Here is a 17,428-nt window from a genome sequence, read left to right as displayed (position 1 = left end):
GGCTTTGCGGGCAAAACCGCGGATTGAATGCCCATGCAAAAACTTGCCTGCGTCCTGCTCGTCGATGACGACGCCACTGCCAACTACCTCAACCAGCTGCTGCTAAAACGGCTGGGCGTGGCCGAGCAGGTGCTGGTAGCGCTCAACGGCCAGGAGGCGCTGGACCTGCTGCACGTTCATTGCCAGACGCCCTTCGCCACCTGCCCGGCCTTGGTTCTGCTGGATGTGAAAATGCCCGTGATGGACGGCTTCGCCTTCCTCGAAGCCTACGAGGAATTGCCCGCCGCCCAGCGCCAGGCCATCACCGTGGTGATGCTGACCACCTCCCTGCACCCCCGCGATGTGGAGCGGGTGCAGCAGCTCAAAATCGGCGGCTTTTTCAACAAGCCCCTGAACCGGGAAAAGGTCGACGAAATTCTGAAAACCCACTTCGGCCGCCAGCTGCCGGAAGCGTAAGCGGCGGCCTGCGGCTAGTGCCGCTCCAGGGCGGCGCGGTCCCAGCCCGACAGGTTGGCGGCGGCGGCGTAGGTGCTTTGCAGGAAGTCGTGCACGGCTTGGCGCGGGTCGGGGGCGGTGCGGGCGGCTTCGTAGGGCAGGAAGTATTCGCCCATTTCGGGATTGAAAAAGGCTTCGGCGGGCTGAATAGGGGCCTCGGCCAGGCCCGGCACGCCGGGGTACACGTAGCTGTAGAAGGCGGCTTCCTGGCCGTTGCCGCCGGGCCACCAGCCGGCCGCGCACTGTTCGGCCGAGTACGATTCGCGCGTCACCCAGTCAGCCAGGTGCGGGATGCCGCCGGGGTGCGGCGGCGCAGCCCGCCCCGAAAAGCGCGTGACTGCTGAATCGAAGCTGCCCCAGAAAAAATGCACCGGGCTGCACTGAGGTGTGACACTTTTGCAGATACCGGTAGGTAGATGAAAGGGGGAGTTGACGGCATTACCATTGGTGTATTAATGGGCTGTTAATCAATTATTTTGAGATTAATAGATTCTGCAGCTCCTTTTGGGAAGTAGCCAATTCGCGTTTGCAGTCGTCGAGGGTGATGTTCCCAATGGCCGTGCCGATGATGTTGCCTTTGATGGTGGAAATATTTTGTGTGAGTTCGGCACCAGGTAGGAATGGCTCACCGGTACCAGTAATAAGCCAGCTTGAATTGACGTGGCTAAAATGGCTCGATATGCTCTCCAGATAGTCCGAGTTTAACTTGGTACCCATGCTGAGGTAGTTCCTAGTGTTTGAATCTAGTACACCAAGCACAGCGCTAAATGCCTTGGCACTAAGGTTTAAGGATTTTATCAAAAAAATTAAGCCGCCCATTGATGGGGTTTTGGGCCGGTTTTGAGGAATTGTCTGGCATTTTGAGCCTAAAATGGTGAGCTAGTTATGGCTCACTGCCGTGTGTTTGTTGCACGTCACGACAGCGCTCATGCAATAAAGCAAGGGCGCGGCGAATCTTGTCAAACACGCTATGCACGCTCCCCTCAGCACGGACCGGCAGAAGTACTTCCAACTCATGGCGCTGGTGTGCGAAGACCTGCCCACCACAGCCATCGATACGCTGGCGTGCAGCGGCTACGAAGCCACTTCGGCGCAGCTCACGGCCATACGCCAGTACCGCAAAATCCACTTGCCTTGGCTCATCGACCTAGTGCGGGCCGGCCTGCCCGGCTACGTGATTCCCCTTGATGTGCTGCCCGCGCAGGTGCTGCCCCCCCCTCTTTTCCTACCAGTTCACCATTACCCCACATCTCATGCACCTCAACACCGACCCCGTTGTGCCGGCGGCCTCCGCCAAAAAGCCGTACTGGCGCGACCTGCACGAACTCACAACCATACATCTCAACCCAGCCCTTGTGACACTGGTGACGCTCCCGGAACTGGAGCGCCGCCTGAGCAAAATCGAAGCCGAGTACCCGCATCTGGTGGAGGAAACGCCCATTGTGTGGCAGCATGAAACCCACCGCCGCGCCCAGTTCCAGGGCTTGCAGGTGAGCGGCAGCCGCACGCCGGCCCATCCTAACACCATTCAAGCCTACTCCAATGCCCTACAAAATCGGAACCAGCGGAAACCCCACCGGCCGCCCACTAGGCAGCGCCAACAAAGCCACGGCCGCCGCCCGCGTAGCTATTGCCGCCGTCCTGGCTGGGGCCAACGCCGAAAAGCTGGCCGCCCACTTCGATAGCCTGACCGGAAAAGACTTCATCGATGCTTACGTGAAGCTGGCTGAGTTCATTATTCCAAAGCTGCAGTGCACGTCTCTAACGGCTGAACAGGAACGCGGGCCAGTAAAGCATATTGACGGCACCCGTGAGCAACGGGCAGCCAACACCCGCAACGCTGCCAAGATGCTGAATTAACTTAAAGCTGCCAGCACGAAAAATCCCCGCGCCCTCGAATGAGGAACGCGAGGATTTTTGTTATCGGTAAGAGACTACGTTAATGCCGAAAAAAGATTAGCGTTTGCCTTTGGTGCTGCCCTTGCCGTTCTGCTTGTCAGTCAGGGTGAGCTTAATCGAGCCATCGGGCATGGTAACCGCCTCCGTATTATAGGTGCGGGTAACCCCATCGTTGTTGCTTTCCGTCCATGTCGCATTCTTGACCAAGCGTTGGGCGGGGCGGGATTCTACGGGCACGGTGCCCTGCCACACGGACATGGCGTTGCCTGAGGGCGTGACCATGAATTTTTCCTGCGTCATCGTCAGGCAATTGAGGCCGTTAAGGCCCAGCAAAGAATTCGTGATGCATTCCGTACGGGTGCTTTTTTGCACGTACGCGCCCTGGCCCTGCTGCACGGCACCTTCAATGCGGTTCTGTGCGCGTGCGGTTGTGGCGCCTGCGGTCAAGGCAAGAAACAAGAGGGAAACGGCGGTATTTTTCAGGAAGTTTTGCATGATTATCTAGGAAAAGAATAAGGAATGAATTGCGCTTTCAAATAGCGTACCACAACCATACGGCCTCGTCCACTGACGCGTTCTACCACTTCCCCTGAAACGCCTGCTGCATCTTGTTCTCTTATTAAACGTCCGAGTGCGGCCCAGCCTTGTACAATCAGCATGAAAAGCCCCACACCCTCGATTAAGGAACGCGGGGCTTTTGCCGTTTGGTAGAGCTGGCAACTACAACCTTTCGGGCTGAAACAAAGATAAACAGACCGCTGGGGAACCTCGGCCGCGCTGGCCGATACCGGCCGAAAAAGTGCAGCCGTGTACCCCTACGTGTACCCTTGGAAAACAAAAAGGCCCTTTACGATAGCGTAAAGGGCCTCTTTCGTGGTCGTGTAAGGAGAGGCGGATGTTCTGCTAAAAGAGGCTGGAGTATGCTAGTGCCGACTTTTTCGCTTGTTTACTGGTGATGCAACGAGGCGAAGGCGTTGGAGTCGGCTGCCGTTTGCTGGGGTTGCATACTACCTGCATACTGCGCCAACGCCTGTTTCAACTCTTCACTGATGGGTAGACCCATCTTGCCGCTGAGTAAGCCCTCAACGGTTAGGGGCTCTGGTGTCGCCGCTGGCGTGCTCGTACTCGTCCGGTCTGCCTCCCAACGCTGGTCAAACTCGGCGATGCTGCCCGGGCGCTGGGCAGTGGCGCCGACGTAGCGCTGAAATGCCGCCAAGGAACTGTGACCGCTCCAGCTCATGACCTCCTTCACTGCGAATTTTTTGTCCAGGCACAGCGAAACGAATGAGCGTCGCAGGGTGTGGGACGTCACAAACTTCCATTTGGGTTTGGTGCGCTCCATTGCCTTGCCGTGAAGGCGGTAGTCCTGGGTGTAGTCTTCGTGAAGTAACTCGACGAGCTGGCAGACGTCCTTGATGCCCCGGTTGAACTCCTGCTCGGAGAAGAAGGGTAAGTCCAGCTTGCCGTCGCTGGTGTATTTAGCCAGCACCTGCCGCGCTTGGCGAAACAAGGGGACGTGAACCTTCACGGCTTTCGCCGCGCTCTTCCGCATTGGCAAACTGATGAAGTCACCCGAAACAAATCGGCTTTCCAGACGGCTCATGTCGCTCCAACGAAGTCCGCAAAAAGCTTGTAGGACGAGGACGTCCCTGATTTTATCCAGGCGTGATAGGGGTGGCAAGGGCAGCGCCTCGATGGCGTCCAGCATCTCCTGGCTCAGCACGAACGGGGTGGTCTGCATTACGGCATGCAGCGCCTTTGTGCCATCGTCGGCAAGGTTCACGCCCGGTGCCGGGCGTTGGCGTAAAAACTGACGGAGCAGCCGCACCCGCTTGTGCAGGGTCGCGTCGTTGTACCCTTGTTGTTCCTTTCCCTGCTTGGCTTTTTTCAGCCATTGTTGCCAAATACGTACATCCGCAGTCTGCAACGACGACAGGTACCATGTCGACTTATGGGCGCGCTCGAAGTCCTTGATATTGTAGAGCAGCGTGTTGAAGTTACGACGGGTGCTCAGTGCCCAATCTTCCTTCGTTGCCATCCACGCCGTGAGCACCTTTGTCAACGGTAACTCCTTTGCTACTACCTGTGCTACCTCTGCCCCTTTGAGCTGATGCCGCGTGAGCTGCTCAACGCTCGGGTAGACGTTGCCGTTGGCGAGATATAGCTCCCGGACTTGCTGTTTGAGCAGTTCCAGCACCTCTTGGGCTTTCCTGTTGGCGGCGGTTGCGCCCGTCCCCACCACGCTCCGGGTCGTGTTGTCCCAGCGGGCTTGCGCTACACGTACCCCCGTAGGGACCCTCTTTATCTTTCGGTTGTGGGAATATTCCGCGTAAATGGTGACGCTCCCACGGCTAGGGTTGCGGGCGGCTAAATACGTTTTGGTGTCCATGCTGGGGTGCTAAAAGTGGTTAGGAGGACGTGACCACGCGCCTAATGGAGGCGTCATTTCACGATTTCGCCGCTTATAGGATTCCCAAATCGGAAAGTTTGAAATCTCGCCGACTTTTCAGGAAATAATTTTCCATCGGGTGCCGAACGCCCCTGTTGCCTCCGCCTATATGCACCGCATGCTAGCTCAAGTAGCGCCTACTCACAAAGATACAAATTTGCTTGGAGATAGCCTAGCTCCAAGCAAATAAACCTTATTTTTCCTCGTGGACGTGCGAGACGTAACCAAAGGGGGGACGTGTAAACACGTCCAGGAGAGCTTCGAGCCGTTGAGAGGTGCGAGGAATGCGCGTCTTGTCCCGGTCACGTAGCAGAAGCGCCTGCGCCATTTCGACGCTCATGCCCGCCATGAGCGCCACCTGGCTGATGCGGATGAACTTCGCGTGCTGCTGCACCCAGGCGCACAAATCCTCCCATGCCTTTTGTTCGGCATCGGCGTCTTCGAGGCGCATGGTGTCCAACTCGGGGCGGCTCATGGGGCAGCTACGGGCGTGGCGACAACCTTTGCCTTGCCGATGCCGACCATATCCTTTTCCTCCGGAGTCATCTTGTAAAGGTCGGCGACGAGGGCATCGATTTCGGCTTCGAGCACACTGATGTCCGCAGTCGAGGCGCCGGCGCGAGCGGTGACTATCTCACGGACACGCTCAACGATGGGCTCCCGGTCGGCAGCTAGGGAAAATGGCAGGGGAAACGGGCTCAGGTCCTGCGCGAAGAAGCGTAGGTAGCCACCCCGAACATTTGCGAGGGTGTGGTCGAAGTAGAAGCCGGCAACGCGGGAGTTCAAGATGCCCACCAAGAATAGGCTGTCGGATGCAATAAAGTAGGCGCTGTTGGTGAGGTAGGTAGCTTGGTTGTCCGGGAGGAAGGTCGGCACCGGCGTGATGTCGGGCAAGAGGATTTTGGGCTTCTCGAACTCGGGGTAGTAGTCACACGCCCGTAGCTCCCACCAATAGTCGCCTTTATCTCCACGCTTCATTGCCGGCTTCTCGAAAGGGAGGAGGTGAGCGGCGATTGCGGGGTAGGTGGTTTCCAGCGCTGCCCACGGGGACGGGAAGTTCTCCTTGGCGGGCTTTTTCCACTTGCCCTTGTGGTCTAGGGTCCAGCCCAGCTTGAGTTTCGTCCACCCCTTGCCGAGGACTATGAGGAATTGCTCCTGGGGTACGGGCTGGTAATGCTTCAAGTCCTTCCCCTCGGCGAAAATGCGGATGACTTCGCCGGAGCAAGGGTCAGCATCTAGTAGCCGGGCACGGGTCTCGGCGTCGATGACGAAGGCATCATTCAAACCGGTTACAATCCCACGAAAAATTTTATCGCCGATAGCGTCGCCCAGCGTGCCTCCAGCCGAATCAAGTCGGTCCAGCAGGTCCTGCTCCTTGGGTAAAGCAAGGAGCCAGCGGCTGCGGTCGGCGCTGAGGTAACGGGAGGGCAATGGGCGTGTTGCGGCGCGCAGCTCCGCGCCGAAATCCTCGGGGGCGGGCAGGCGCTCCATCTCTGCAACCCAGACAGTATGCTCATCTTCCATCGGCGTGTTTTGCGCTACTAGGATGAGCGGGTATGCGATGGCATCTGGGAAAACGGGTAGGTCGCCAAAGTCCACCAACCGGAGAATGTTGCGCTTGCTGAGGAATTGGCGCAGGGGCTTGCCATAACTGGCTCGCAGCCATTTGTTCTTGACGATGAGCGTGAGTAACCCGTTGGGGCGTAGCAACCGCATGCCTTGCTCGATGAAGTACACGTACAGGTCGGCTTTGCCCTCGGTGACTTGGTACGATTTCGCGAGGTGCTGTTTGAATTTTGCCTCCAATTCCCCTTGGCGGATGTACGGCGGGTTGCCGAGCACGACGTCAAAGCCACGAAAGTCGCCGTTGTCGTCCAACACCTCGGGGAACTCGAAGCGCCATTCGAAGGCTGCCCGGTACAGCAGCCCTTGTTCCCGCTCGGTCAGGTCTTTTCTCAGCCGCTCGAGATATATTTCCAGGCGGCGCATCTCAACGAGGCGGGCGTCTTTTTGCTTGGGGGTCTCGGGGATGATAAAGTGCTGGTGCTCCAGCGCGATGCGTTCGTTTTGGTGCTTATTGATTTGCTTCCGCAAAGGGTCGCGCTTGTGTATCGCCGTGGTGAACTTTTGCCGAAGCTGCCCCAGTACTTCCTGAAGGTCTTGCTTCGCTTTCCTACCCTGGGCGCTGAAGTACGCTGTGACTGTGTCCCTATACGCCTGCATGGAGAAGTCCTTGAACACTTCGGACAGGTCTTCCTGGAGAGGAAAACGCGCTAGCAGGGAGTTGCCCACCCGCACGTTCAAGTCGAGATTTGGCAGGGTCTCCAGCTCTTGAAAATCGGTATCGGGGCGGTAGTACGCGTGCTTCAGCAGCTCAATCCATAAGCGTAGCCGGCAGATGCGCACCGAGTTGGGGTTGATGTCCACGCCGAACAAGCAGTGCTCCATCAGGGCACGCTTCTCGCGGAACAGGGCGCGTTGCAGGCGGTCGTGCTCGACGGGCACCGTGCGCTTGCCACCCGCCCCGAGCTTGGCGGTGTATTGAACCAAATCGTCGGTGTCTTCGTGCTGCACCACCAACTCATCCCGCGCCACCGTGAGCCGGTAGCGTAGGCGCCTGTGGTCGTCGGAGTCATCAAGTAGCAGCCGGAGCTCGGCTTTGATAGCCAGCAACTCGTTGAGAGCGGACACCAAGAAGTGTCCCGAACCAACTGCCGGGTCGCATATTCGAAGCTGGTTGAACAGCGTGCTATCGTGAAGGCGATTCTTTGGGTCGAGGCGGTCGGCTAGTTCGGCAATATTTCTAGCCCCGTACTCGTAGTGGTTATTAAAGTGAGCTACCACGGCTTTCCGTAACGTCTGCCGGCACATGTGCATGGTCACGAAGCCCGGGGTATACACCGAGCCTTCCTTGTAGCCATTGATTTTTTCAAAAATCAAACCCAGGACGGCTGCGGATATTAGCTGACGGTTGTCGTTGCCCATACCTCCTTCCTCGGTGTTGCCATCGGAGGCGAAGTCGTAGGCGTCGAAGAAATCAAGTAGGTACCGCAGCGCATCGGGGGCACCTTCGCCACGCGTGCCATAGGTTTCGCGCAGTACCGAGCGCGGGTGCAAGGGCAGGGCAATGTGGTCGTCGAGGTTGCTGATGCGCAGCAGGCGGCGCTCCAGAAAACTGTTCTCAAACAACGAGCTGTTCAAGTATGGCACCCGGTCATACTGCGCCCGGACAGAGTCGTGCCGTCCGACTACGGGGCGGTTCAGGACCCGGAAAAACAGCTTGTTGACGTGGTCGTACTCGGGCAGTTGTTTGGAGCTCATGAACCGAAAAACCTCTTGGCTTTCGGGGTGGTACCGACGAAGCTGTCCTTCGAGCAGTTTAAGGAAAAGGAAGCGGTTAATCCAAGTCAAGCATAGCTCCAGGGCAGTAGCTTCGAGCTGTTCGGCTTCCGTCTCGCCGTACGCCTCGCGCTCGTCCGTGGTGAGGTTGGTCAACCCATCTTCGGCTTCGAGCTGCATGATGGTGTTTTCCATCAAAGAGCCCAGCTGCCGGTTTTTGGACGCGCACCGGGATATGAACCGACCCTTGGTCGTCTTGACCTCCTCCAGCCCGAGCAGGTACAGGAGTTCGACGTAGAAGCTCTGGTTGAGGGTATTCGCGTCAGCGGCAAATGCCTCCTTTAGTAGGTGGGGAGGAGAAAACAGCTTTGTCAGCCACCCCAATGCTCGTGCCTCGCCGACCTCGTGTTCGAGGTCCACGTAGGTAAAGGGTATCTCTTCGCTAAGAGTCGGAAGCAGGTCCTTGAGCTTTTTGTAGAAGTAGTCGTTGGTGCGCGATGCCTTCTTCTTGTCCTTGAAATCCCGGAATAATTTCTTGACCTGCGTGTTGCGGGCGAACACACGGTCGAACACAAGCGCGTCGAAGATGAACCATTTGTATCCGGTGGTGATGACGAGGCGGCGCAGGTCATCACCCTTGCCCGACTCCCTGTCCTCCAAGTAGTACAGGATGAGTTCGTGCAGGGCTTTGCGGTTCAGGTCCTCCACCAGGACCATCTCGCCGGGGTTCTTTTTGTGCTTCAGTTCGAGCAACACGCCCACCGAGTCCGAGGGCTTGGGACCGTTGCGCATGACCAAATCCCGTGGCTGCTCGGAGTGGATGTAGTGCTTGCCCTCGTCGAAGCCGACCTTGCAAAGGAACCTCCTGATGCTCTCGGGCAGCCCATCCTCCCCCTTCAAATTGGGGAGCTCATCAAGTAGTTCCAGCCTTGCTGCGCGGAAGGCATCACGTTGCGCCGTGGTAAGGTTATGGCGGCGGTAGGCTAAGTCCAATGCCTGCGAGGGCAGCTGCTCTTTCAACTTCATATCAGTGCAATTTACGCCCATCGCGTTTCCTCCTGCAAGTGGACCGGTTGTAGGTATGGGCAAAGCCCACACCATTAGGATGCTTACTTTTTAGATGCGCCCCGAGCTGGTCTTGCTCCTGTGGACGCGTGCGCTGGTGCGCAGGTCTAGGATTCAAGGGCTGACCACGCCCCGTTGCTGGGCGTTGATGCTGAGCCTCCGAGAGCGAGAAGTTTTCGCAGGCGAGCGGCGGCGAATTCTCGCCGTTCGAGTTCATCGACCACGCGCTGCGACAGCCCATGATAATACCCGGATTCTCCGTTAAAGACCGGCTCAGCATAGTCGAAGGCATCTTTGTGTTGCTCAAACAGGGCTTTATCAAGGAGTCCGGAAAATTCGTCATACCCGTAGCCCACGTCTATGGATAGCTGCACGACGTCCGGGCTCGACTTGGTGTGGGGCGGGTGGACATGGATGGCTCCGTCGATGGTCTTGTCCACGTATTCGGATAAAACCGTGATTAAGTCGGATAGGGCGTCAATTTTTTGCATAGGGTGGCGATGATTTTTGCAGCGCAGGGCGCATTTAATTTAGTTGAGGGAAGAGGTTTAGTTTTCCCAGCTCATGTAGGAATATTTTGCGCACTTCTTCTTCTTGGGGTTTCTTGACGAGCACGGCATCGTGGATGGTCACCAAATCGGTAATGCCCGCCTCTACTAGCCCTTTTACCACGCAGCAGTACATGATAGAACTCTCCAGCCTTTGCGCTAGCAGAGCATTGTTTGCGTGGCGTTTGCCCGGGTTGAAGTCCCAGGATAAGCTTTTAATCTTTCGGAACAGGGTGTGCAAATCGGCAAACTCGCTCTTGACCAAGTCGTAGGCTTGCTTTTTGAATATGGTCTCGCGCAGTTTTGCCGGTCGGTGGAGGGCTTTGCGGTGCCGGTCCTGGGCATGGTCATACCGCCCCCACGCAACCGGGCACGCACCACCGTTGAACGTCCTGCTCCGCAGCTCAAATTGCTTGGTAGCAGAGGCAGCCCGGAGTTCTTCCGAGAGGATGCGAGCCTCCGCCGCTTCCAGGCTGTCCAGCGTGGTGCTAATCGGGGCGGCGGCGTCCCGGAACTTGTAGTTGCTGAAAAATGCGATGTAGCATATCAGTTTGGCATCGTCGCGGGTGACTGGTACGAAGCCGCGCTCGCCCCTGTACTTTTCGTTGTACCTGTCACGCAGCAGCTCGTACACCTGCCCCTGTTGGGCTTTCTGCTTGAATAAAAGGTAGTTCTCCGCCGCCCCCATGTCTTCAAAAAATGGAATCGCTGTACCGCACTCTGGGGTGAACTCGCGGATGAGCGCTGGGGTAGCGGCGCTGAGAAAAAACGGCTGTGAATTGGTCATATCCACCACGACCACTTCGGTGTCGAGGTCGTTTTTGAAGCGCAGGAAGGGGCGCAACGATTTAGGAAGGTTGACTACCTGGTCGTGCAGCCGGTGCCCAAAATCACACACTAAAGTGGCGCGGAATGGGTTCTCGTTGAACAGCGTGATGAAGGTGCTCGGCGGGTACTTTATGCTCTGGCGGTCGTAGAGCGCTTGGACGGCGACGCGACACGCGGGCGTGTCCAGGAGCACGACTTCTTCCATCTTTCCCTTCACGTACTCCCTGTATTTTTCACGGTAGGCGTAGCTCGGGCGTGCGGCAGCTATTTTGTTATCGAGTAGAACAGAGTCCTTGGCTTTGTACTGCTTATAAAGCCTGTTTTCCTCCAGTAGGTGAGCTGGGATGCGGTACTGCTTGCACTCGCCACCGCCTTTATCGCCGGCAGAGGACTGCCAGTGACAATAAGCTCCACCATACATTATCTTGCCCGTGCCCGTCTCCAACTTGACCTCCAAGTAGCCGTGTTCAAGTAGTTTTCCTACGACCTTCGAGTAGTTGACCCCAAGCCACGAGCGCATGCGCTCGCGCCGGACCTGCATATAGTTGGTGAGCGGTCGGTGCAAAAATTTCTCGTCGTCTACGTCCTCGGCTCTCACGTTCCGGTGAGTTATCAGGTAGGAGTAGAGTAGTAACACGCCCTGGATGGATTTCTCGCACTCGCCTTGCCCGGTCAAAATAAGATTGAGAGCAGGGACGTCGAGTAGGGGCGGAAGAAAAAAAGTTCTGCCGAGCACGTGCTTGCGGTGCTTGAAAGCAAACCTGGGGGAGGGGGTCGAAGTAGTCCGCATCATGCTCACTTTACTTCTGAGCCCGGTGATGACGGACATGCGCTGCGAGTGCGCGCTCGACGTCGTGAAGGCGGAAGAAGAACTTGTTGCCGTCCACCACTTTCTTGATGAGCGCATGTGCAAGTAACCGTTGCAGGCACGTCGCTGGGATGGCGAATCCCCGGATGATTTGCGCTCTGGAAACGTACTCCTCGTTATCGTGGAAAAATTGGATGGGTGAAAAAACCTGGGGCATGGCTGGATATAATGTTTCTATTATATATGCGGAAGGGAGCGTTCCCTTCCTTGCATTTGCCCCTTTTAGCCAAAAAATACAAAAGGTTTATAATTTTTTTCCTCAGAAGGATGTGGGAATAAAATGATGATGTGGGAATAAAATGGGGACTTATGAAGAAATATATTTCGACAATTGGGTCAGCACCCCGAGTCGAAATAGGGGCAAGGAGGGGAAAGGGAGGAAAGAGGAAACAGTATACCCGTGCACTTTTTGCTGGTGGGCGTAGGTCCTTATTTCAGCTCCTCGCGTTGATATTGTAGTAGAGGTGAATCGAAAGGCGTTGCCTGGGGCAGGTTCGAGAGGATGCTGCGTATCATGCTCGACTTACCATTTGGTGCGATTGTCCACAGGGCTGTCGCCGATTTCAAGAAGGGCGCTACATTCTTCTAAATACTGCGCAGTGCGCTGAACGGCAGACAATGAAGTTCCCCCCAAGAGCATGGTCGGGCTCGTAGCGTGCGTCTCGGGGAATTCTTTTAGGTAGACCGGGTAGAGCATTGTCCCGCTGGGGAGCTGGGCTCTCTCCACGTCGGTGTTCTGTAATTGGATAAAGCCGCAGGCGGTACATCGTAGGTCCCCCCTCGCGCCTTGCCCAGGCTCCCACCAAATGATGCCGAGTATAGCGTTTTGAAAATCAAAGCACTCGGTGCACCAATTTTGGGTGCATACCTGCCCGGTGCTTAATTCCTCCCACAGGCGTACTGGCGTTGACATGTTGGTAATGGTTCGGGTGGGTGAAGCTCAATGCCCATACGCGGAGTGGACGTCTCCACAGCAGCAAGAAACAACCGGAACAACACTAGTTGAAGCCGAGCTACAGCGTCCCAAGAGCTAGAAAGTCAAGGGGGAAGGTTAGATACCAAGAATCAATAGTGGTGCTTTGAACGAAGCCTTTCCCCAAAGATTATAAAGTCAATGCCCACGAAGCTGGGAAGGCGCTGGTTGAAGCCAAGGTGAGCGCCCCACCGGCTCATGTACTTAATATTGGGTAAATACGATATAAGGCGATTGCGCACCCGGGTTCGCGCACGCGACCACCTTCATGTTGGAGCTCTGGTGCAGCCATCGCGGCTAAGATTACGGGGCATGAGAACGACGAGGTCATGAATCCAAGAAATTTTGAATTGCGAGCTGGCTGATACGCCAGGTCGGTCTCTCACAGGTCCCCAGGTTGCTACCCCGCAGCTTACCTTCGTTCAGGTACTTGTGGATGGTTTTCTCCGAAACTTGAAGTTGGTCCGCTACCTCTTTCACGGTGAGCTGCCCTAGCGCGGGCGAGGTTTTCGCAGCTTGTTGCATGGCAGCGGTTACCCGTGCAAGGACGGAGGCGCTGATTTGGTCGGCGATGGCGTTCACCTCGGCGGGCGACAGGTTGATGTTCATATGCGTCGAATGGTTTTGACGCTTATAGCACCTCATTTTCGGAAAGTTTGAAGTTGCCGCTGCTTTCTCCAAAAATATTTTGCAAGAGGGAGCATCGTTGGGAAATAGCGGAGTTTAGCGCCCTACAAGTCCCACTTAGCAGCCCTGCATACTCATTGCATACTAGAGCAATAAAAAACCCCCTCAGCAAGAAGCTGAGGGGGTTTTTCGTGGTCGTGTAAGGAGTCGAACCTTAAACCTTCTGATTCGTAGTCAGATGCTCTATCCAATTGAGCTACACAACCCTTTTCCCGTGTTGGGAGCACAAAGGTAAGAGGATAAAAAGCGCCTGTGCAAACCACGCGTCCATTTTTCCTCAATAAAAATGCGCCGATGGCAGCAAGTGGCTAATAATCAGCCGGAGATTTTTATTGATTTCCGGTGCCGCCCTGGCGTAATACCCGATTCAAAGCCTGGTTGAAGACAAAATAGAGGCCGAATAGCGAGGCCGCCACCAGCCCCACCAGCACCAGCTTGCTGAGAGTGCCTTCGTCGGGGTCCTTCAACAGGGCCAGCACGTCGGAGGCTTTCGTGCCCAGCCAGTAGAAAAACAGGCTGCGCGGCAGCATGCCCAGCACCGACGCGGCCAGGAAGCGCTTGCGCGGCACGCCCACAATGGCCAGGATAAACGTCATGAGGGCAAACGGCAGCACGGGCGAGAGGCGCGTGAGCAGGATAAGCTGCCAGCTTTGGTTTTGCAGTTCGCCCAGCACGGCTTCGGCCTTGGGAAACAGGTGCAGGAAGTGGCGCAGCTTGCCGTGGTCGAGCCGCTTGGCTAGCTCGTAGCCGATGGCGGCCGCCAGCGCGTAGGCCAGCACCATGCCCGGCAGCCCCGCCCACCCAAAATAGTAGCCCGTGATAATGGCCACGAACGTGGTAGGCGTGAGGGCAAAGGCCATGGTGAAGGCAATAACCACGAAATACAGCAGCGCCTGCCCCGCGCTGAGGTGCTCCAGCAAATCCTGCTTTTCGTAAAGCAGCGTGAGCAGCGAAGCCGAACCCAGCAGGGGCACGGCCACCAGCAGGAACATTGTGAAGAGCGTGGAGAAGTTTTTCTGGAAAAGCTCGCGCAGCAGTCGGAACATAAGGAAGGCCGAAACCCCGCCAGTTGGCAACGGGGCTTCGGCCTGCAAGTACGGTGGAAAGCCCGGGAGCGCCGAAAAATTTACGCCTCGGGGGTTTCTTCAGTGGGCTCGTCGTCGGGGGCGGGGCCGCCGGCGGGGGCCAGCTTTTTGCCGGTGAAGAAGCGTTTGATGCCCGCCCAGGCCCCGCTGAGCGCCAACAGGCCCAGCTTCCAGAACTTCAATATGACGGCAAACAGGCCCACTTTGGCCAGTACTTTGCCCGCAATGAGCCCGCCGATACCGTAGGCGGCCACCTCGTCGAGGCCGGAGTTGAAGTCGGTGTACTGCTGGCCCTTGGCGAAGCTCACGGCGCTGAGTAGCCCCGGAATGCTGGCCTTGATGTCGCCCAGCTGCTGCTCGGAACCCACGGCGTTCAGAATGAGCACGCCCTTGCGGCCTAGCACGCGCACGTTGTAGTTCAGCGTGTTATCGGGGCTGTTGCCGAAGTTCAGGGTTTTGGCCCAGTGCAGGGTGTGCGTGGTTTTGTCGTAGTAGGGCGAAGAGGCCCAGCCCACCAGCGCCACGGGCTCGTAGCCGGCGGCGGTGCGCTCCTTGTTGGCGTCCACCATGTCCTCGCGCATTTCCTTCAGCAGGTCGTCGTAGTTGATGTCGTCGGCATCGTCGTCCTTCACATGGCCCGAAGGGTCGTATTCGATGACGTAGGCCCAGCTATTCTCATCCAGCGGATTCATCTTGCTGGGAAACAGCATGCCCAGCGAGGTGCCGTCGGGGTTGTGCCAGTAGCGGGTGAGCACCGTGCGGCTTTGGGCCGAGTCGAGGTAGCGGAAACCGCTGGGCACCTCCAGCTCGCTGATGCCGCCGGGCAGCGTGACGTGGCCCTGCTGGTAGTGCAGGGCGTGGTGCAGCGAGTCGATGATAAAGGTGCGGTGGGCAGCCGAGTCGGCAGCCGTGAGCAGGGGTTTGGGCGTGGCCTGGGCCGCCAGGGGGAGCGCCAGGGTAGCCAGCGCGAGTAGAAAATGCTTCATGCAGGAGCAGGGGAAAGGGGTGAAAATGAAAGGAATTGAAAAAATCAGCAGGCAAGATAGGCACGGCCGGCGAACCAGCAACCGGGGCCGTTTCCGATTAATCGCCGACCTTTGCCGCCGGCCCATCCGGCCGCTCAACTTCTACAGCCCACCCATGAAATTCGCCACCAAAGCCATTCACGCCGGCGTGCACCCGGACCCCGCCACCGGGGCCATCATGACGCCCATCTACCAGACTTCGACCTACGTGCAAACGTCGCCCGGCAAGAACATGGGCTTCGAGTACTCGCGCACGCACAACCCCACCCGCTCGCAGCTGCAGGCTGCTGTAGCGGCGCTCGACAATGGCAAGCACGGCATCGCCTTCGCTTCCGGCATGGCTGCCATCGACTGCGTGATGAAGCTGCTCAAACCCGGCGATGAGGTGATTTCGACCAATGACCTGTACGGCGGCAGCTACCGCCTCTTCACCAAAGTGTACGAGCCCTACGGCATCAAATTCCACTTCGTGCCCATGCACGACATGGAGGCCGTACGCGCCGTGGTGAGTGAGAAAACCAAGCTGATTTGGGTGGAAACCCCCACCAACCCGCTGCTCAACATCATCGACATTGCCGCTGCCTCGGCTGTGGCCAAGGAGTGCGGCGCCCTGCTGGCCGTGGATAACACCTTCAGCACGCCCTACCTGCAAACGCCAATGGATTTGGGCGCGGATATCGTGATGTACTCGCTGACCAAGTACATGGCTGGCCACTCCGACACCGTGATGGGTGCCCTGGTGGTGAACGACGATGAGCTGCACGAGCGCCTGAGCTTCTACCAGAATGCCTGTGGCGGCACGCCCGGCCCCCAGGACTGCTTCCTGGTGCTGCGCGGCCTCAAAACCCTGCACATCCGCATGCAGCGGCACTGCGAAAACGGCCGCGCCGTGGCCGAGTACCTGCGCCAGCATCCCAAAGTGGAGAAGGTATACTGGCCCGGCTTCGAAAACCACCCCAACCACGCCATCGCTGCCAAGCAGATGCGCGATTTTGGCGGCATGCTTTCCTTCATCCTGAAGGGTGATAAGCAGGAGGATGCCATCGCCGTGCTGGAGAAATTCCAGTACTTCACCCTGGCCGAAAGCCTGGGCGGCGTGGAAAGCCTTTCGGGCCACCCCGCTACCATGACGCACGCCAGCATTCCGGCTGAGCAGCGCCGCAAGTCGGGCCTCTCGGACTCGCTCATCCGCCTGAGCGTGGGCATCGAGGATGCCGAGGATTTGATTGCCGATTTGGCCCAGGCCATCGGGTAATGCAGAATTGTTCAATTGCGGCCGCCCTGGGTGGGCTGCTGGGGCTGGCGCTTCTGGCGGCGGCCCAGCAGCCCGCCCCAGCCCCCGCCGGGCCCACCAGCCGGGCCAACCTGATATTGGTGCAAACTGCCGCCCGGCCCGATTCGGTACTGGCCGGCTTGCGCACGTATCTGGTAAACAACGGCTTCGTGCCGGACACGCTGGACCCGGTGCGCGGCCTGCTCACAACTCGGGTGCTGGCGGAGGGCGAGCTGCTGGCCGAACAGATGAAAATCCGGGCCGTGCGCACGGGCGCCGGGTGGAGACTCACGGGCGTTTACCTCATGGGTGGGCCGGGCGGCAAGAATTTTACCGCGTTTCCAGCCCTGAATTTTGGCCTGAGCGATGCCCCGGCGAAAACGGCTTTCCGAGAGCTGGATGGTGCTGCCCATGCCATTCCCGGCGGTACCCTGAGCTACGGCCGGGCCAAAGTGCCGTTCGGGGCGTTTACCAAATGGCAGGACGCGCTGAAAATGCCTTGGTGACCAACTGCTATAGGACTTACGCACTTTCAGCCCCAGCGGGGCGACATGTCGGTAGTAACTAGCTGACGTTGAAAAAGAAGCTCCGTAGGGGCGACACTCGTTGAATCACTTGGCGAGTGTCGCCCCTACGGGGCTTTAACGTTACACTATCCAATGCATACTACCGATATATCGCCCCGCTGGGGCTGGAAGTGCGTAAGTTCTATGCTAGTAGCGCTTGTGTTGTGTGCCCGCTCATCCGCTTGGGCACAGGCATCGCGGATGCCGAGGACTTGATGGCCGATTTGGCCCGGGCTATTGGGTAATTTGAGTAAAAAAAGTACGTCTTACCTCGGCTACGCCCGGCATGACGTACTTTTTTACCGTTTAAGGTTATCGTCCAGGAAAA

16 protein-coding genes and 1 tRNA gene are annotated in these 17,428 nt (G+C 57.5%); 4 read left to right on the top strand and 13 right to left on the bottom strand.

Annotation, left to right across the window (positions count from 1 at the left end):
• Positions 1 to 33: 33 nt before the first annotated feature.
• Complete coding sequence (locus HBN54_RS04580) at positions 34 to 456, top strand: response regulator (RefSeq protein WP_168671976.1); 423 nt, start codon at positions 34 to 36, stop codon at positions 454 to 456.
• Between the two features lie 14 nt (positions 457 to 470).
• Here HBN54_RS04580 and HBN54_RS04575 read toward each other — a convergent pair whose 3' ends face one another.
• Both HBN54_RS04575 and HBN54_RS04570 read right to left on the bottom strand, forming a co-directional pair.
• Positions 471 to 866, bottom strand: coding sequence for a DUF5996 family protein (locus tag HBN54_RS04575; protein WP_168671975.1), 396 nt, complete (start codon positions 864 to 866; stop codon positions 471 to 473).
• A 100-nt stretch (positions 867 to 966) separates the two neighbouring features.
• On the bottom strand, positions 967 to 1,314 hold the full coding sequence (locus HBN54_RS04570; protein ID WP_168671974.1) for a hypothetical protein: 348 nt from the start codon (positions 1,312 to 1,314) through the stop codon (positions 967 to 969).
• 723 nt (positions 1,315 to 2,037) lie between these two features.
• On the opposite strand from HBN54_RS04570, the gene HBN54_RS04565 reads away from it, so the two are divergent.
• Complete coding sequence (locus HBN54_RS04565) at positions 2,038 to 2,355, top strand: hypothetical protein (RefSeq protein ID WP_168671973.1); 318 nt, start codon at positions 2,038 to 2,040, stop codon at positions 2,353 to 2,355.
• Between the two features lie 96 nt (positions 2,356 to 2,451).
• Here the strand turns inward: HBN54_RS04565 and HBN54_RS04560 are convergent, their stop codons facing one another.
• The 11 genes from HBN54_RS04560 to HBN54_RS04510 form a co-directional block, all read right to left on the bottom strand.
• Complete coding sequence (locus HBN54_RS04560; protein WP_168671972.1) at positions 2,452 to 2,889, bottom strand: hypothetical protein; 438 nt, start codon at positions 2,887 to 2,889, stop codon at positions 2,452 to 2,454.
• A gap of 451 nt (positions 2,890 to 3,340) precedes the next feature.
• The gene (locus HBN54_RS04555; protein ID WP_168671971.1) at positions 3,341 to 4,783 is read right to left on the bottom strand and encodes a tyrosine-type recombinase/integrase; all 1,443 of its coding nucleotides are present in this window, start codon (positions 4,781 to 4,783) and stop codon (positions 3,341 to 3,343) included.
• 253 nt (positions 4,784 to 5,036) lie between these two features.
• Positions 5,037 to 5,318 (bottom strand): hypothetical protein, encoded by a 282-nt coding sequence (locus HBN54_RS04550; protein ID WP_168671970.1) that lies wholly within the window; start codon positions 5,316 to 5,318, stop codon positions 5,037 to 5,039.
• Positions 5,315 to 9,208, bottom strand: a complete 3,894-nt coding sequence (locus HBN54_RS04545; RefSeq protein WP_168671969.1) for a type IIG restriction enzyme/methyltransferase — start codon at positions 9,206 to 9,208, stop codon at positions 5,315 to 5,317. The genes HBN54_RS04550 and HBN54_RS04545 overlap by 4 nt, the downstream gene beginning before the upstream one ends.
• A gap of 146 nt (positions 9,209 to 9,354) precedes the next feature.
• Entirely contained in the window at positions 9,355 to 9,738 is a 384-nt protein-coding gene (locus HBN54_RS04540; RefSeq protein ID WP_168671968.1) for a hypothetical protein, read from the bottom strand.
• Between the two features lie 34 nt (positions 9,739 to 9,772).
• Positions 9,773 to 11,452 carry a hypothetical protein gene (locus tag HBN54_RS04535; protein WP_168671967.1) on the bottom strand — a complete coding sequence of 560 codons (1,680 nt, stop codon included), beginning with the start codon at positions 11,450 to 11,452 and terminating at the stop codon, positions 9,773 to 9,775.
• Entirely contained in the window at positions 11,424 to 11,648 is a 225-nt protein-coding gene (locus HBN54_RS04530) for a hypothetical protein (RefSeq protein WP_168671966.1), read from the bottom strand. The genes HBN54_RS04535 and HBN54_RS04530 overlap by 29 nt, the downstream gene beginning before the upstream one ends.
• 1,143 nt (positions 11,649 to 12,791) lie before the next feature.
• Positions 12,792 to 13,073 (bottom strand): helix-turn-helix domain-containing protein, encoded by a 282-nt coding sequence (locus HBN54_RS04525; protein WP_168671965.1) that lies wholly within the window; start codon positions 13,071 to 13,073, stop codon positions 12,792 to 12,794.
• A 210-nt stretch (positions 13,074 to 13,283) separates the two neighbouring features.
• Positions 13,284 to 13,357: transfer RNA gene (locus HBN54_RS04520), tRNA-Arg, on the bottom strand.
• Positions 13,358 to 13,480: 123 nt separating this feature from the next.
• The gene (locus HBN54_RS04515) at positions 13,481 to 14,197 is read right to left on the bottom strand and encodes a TVP38/TMEM64 family protein (protein ID WP_168671964.1); all 717 of its coding nucleotides are present in this window, start codon (positions 14,195 to 14,197) and stop codon (positions 13,481 to 13,483) included.
• 80 nt (positions 14,198 to 14,277) lie between these two features.
• Positions 14,278 to 15,222, bottom strand: a complete 945-nt coding sequence (locus HBN54_RS04510; protein ID WP_168671963.1) for a DUF2167 domain-containing protein — start codon at positions 15,220 to 15,222, stop codon at positions 14,278 to 14,280.
• A 154-nt stretch (positions 15,223 to 15,376) separates the two neighbouring features.
• Here HBN54_RS04510 and HBN54_RS04505 point away from each other — a divergent pair, with 154 nt between their 5' ends.
• Together HBN54_RS04505 and HBN54_RS04500 are read left to right on the top strand one after the other, a co-directional pair.
• A complete protein-coding gene (locus HBN54_RS04505) occupies positions 15,377 to 16,516 on the top strand; it encodes a cystathionine gamma-synthase (protein ID WP_168671962.1) in 1,140 nt (379 codons plus the stop codon).
• Positions 16,516 to 17,040, top strand: a complete 525-nt coding sequence (locus HBN54_RS04500; RefSeq protein ID WP_168671961.1) for a hypothetical protein — start codon at positions 16,516 to 16,518, stop codon at positions 17,038 to 17,040. Before HBN54_RS04505 ends, HBN54_RS04500 begins: the two co-directional genes overlap by 1 nt.
• Positions 17,041 to 17,428: the final 388 nt, after the last annotated feature.

The organism is Hymenobacter artigasi, assembly GCF_012275535.1.
Taxonomy (GTDB): domain Bacteria; phylum Bacteroidota; class Bacteroidia; order Cytophagales; family Hymenobacteraceae; genus Hymenobacter; species Hymenobacter artigasi.
Note: the sequence above shows the minus strand (reverse complement) of the source record. Positions and strands in the feature narration are given on the sequence as shown.

Bases quoted from the DNA above. Each gene is read 5' to 3' on its own strand.
- HBN54_RS04580 (WP_168671976.1), top strand. From the start codon at position 34: ATGCAAAAACTTGCCTGCGTCCTGCTCGTCGATGACGACGCCACTGCC.
- HBN54_RS04570 (WP_168671974.1), bottom strand. From the start codon at position 1,314: ATGGGCGGCTTAATTTTTTTGATAAAATCCTTAAACCTTAGTGCCAAG.
- HBN54_RS04565 (WP_168671973.1), top strand. From the start codon at position 2,038: ATGCCCTACAAAATCGGAACCAGCGGAAACCCCACCGGCCGCCCACTA.
- HBN54_RS04560 (WP_168671972.1), bottom strand. From the start codon at position 2,889: ATGCAAAACTTCCTGAAAAATACCGCCGTTTCCCTCTTGTTTCTTGCC.
- HBN54_RS04555 (WP_168671971.1), bottom strand. From the start codon at position 4,783: ATGGACACCAAAACGTATTTAGCCGCCCGCAACCCTAGCCGTGGGAGC.
- HBN54_RS04550 (WP_168671970.1), bottom strand. From the start codon at position 5,318: ATGAGCCGCCCCGAGTTGGACACCATGCGCCTCGAAGACGCCGATGCC.
- HBN54_RS04545 (WP_168671969.1), bottom strand. From the start codon at position 9,208: ATGAAGTTGAAAGAGCAGCTGCCCTCGCAGGCATTGGACTTAGCCTAC.
- HBN54_RS04540 (WP_168671968.1), bottom strand. From the start codon at position 9,738: ATGCAAAAAATTGACGCCCTATCCGACTTAATCACGGTTTTATCCGAA.
- HBN54_RS04535 (WP_168671967.1), bottom strand. From the start codon at position 11,452: ATGTCCGTCATCACCGGGCTCAGAAGTAAAGTGAGCATGATGCGGACT.
- HBN54_RS04530 (WP_168671966.1), bottom strand. From the start codon at position 11,648: ATGCCCCAGGTTTTTTCACCCATCCAATTTTTCCACGATAACGAGGAG.
- HBN54_RS04525 (WP_168671965.1), bottom strand. From the start codon at position 13,073: ATGAACATCAACCTGTCGCCCGCCGAGGTGAACGCCATCGCCGACCAA.
- HBN54_RS04515 (WP_168671964.1), bottom strand. From the start codon at position 14,197: ATGTTCCGACTGCTGCGCGAGCTTTTCCAGAAAAACTTCTCCACGCTC.
- HBN54_RS04510 (WP_168671963.1), bottom strand. From the start codon at position 15,222: ATGAAGCATTTTCTACTCGCGCTGGCTACCCTGGCGCTCCCCCTGGCG.
- HBN54_RS04505 (WP_168671962.1), top strand. From the start codon at position 15,377: ATGAAATTCGCCACCAAAGCCATTCACGCCGGCGTGCACCCGGACCCC.
- HBN54_RS04500 (WP_168671961.1), top strand. From the start codon at position 16,516: ATGCAGAATTGTTCAATTGCGGCCGCCCTGGGTGGGCTGCTGGGGCTG.